This window comes from Wolbachia endosymbiont of Drosophila incompta, assembly GCF_001758565.1.
Classification (GTDB): domain Bacteria; phylum Pseudomonadota; class Alphaproteobacteria; order Rickettsiales; family Anaplasmataceae; genus Wolbachia; species Wolbachia pipientis.
Genome location: NZ_CP011148.1, coordinates 1,052,588 through 1,052,927, shown reverse-complemented (window position 1 = coordinate 1,052,927; position 340 = coordinate 1,052,588). Strand labels below are relative to the sequence as shown.

The following is a 340-nucleotide window of genomic DNA, read 5'->3' as shown; positions in this document are numbered from 1 at the left end:
GGATTATAAGCAACCTATTATATCTTGCTTTAGAAAAAGCTTGCTTTGAGGGTACATGTCAATGGCTCCATAAGTTCACATTCTATTCCCAAACTTTTTTTAACTAACTTTAAAATCATAGAAAATACTGTCGAAAAAGGAAGTTTTCTTGTTCGTGTAAAACTCAACACAATGGATTTTCTGAAAAGTTTTCGAGTATATTGCATTTTTAATTTGTAAGATAAGATCTTTTCCTTTTTGCATGCCTCACCTAAAAAAGACACATTTTAAACTTTTTAGTTGCAATAAAATAGAAACAAAAGTGCTGTCCCTTGCACTCTTTGGATAATTTAATGATAAA

Annotated in this window: 1 pseudogene; it reads right to left on the bottom strand. The window is 29.7% G+C overall.

Annotated elements, in window-relative coordinates:
* Positions 1 to 243: pseudogene (locus tag WG67_RS07865) on the bottom strand (IS4-like element ISWosp8 family transposase); the annotation flags it as partial.
* Positions 244 to 340 lie beyond the last annotated feature (97 nt).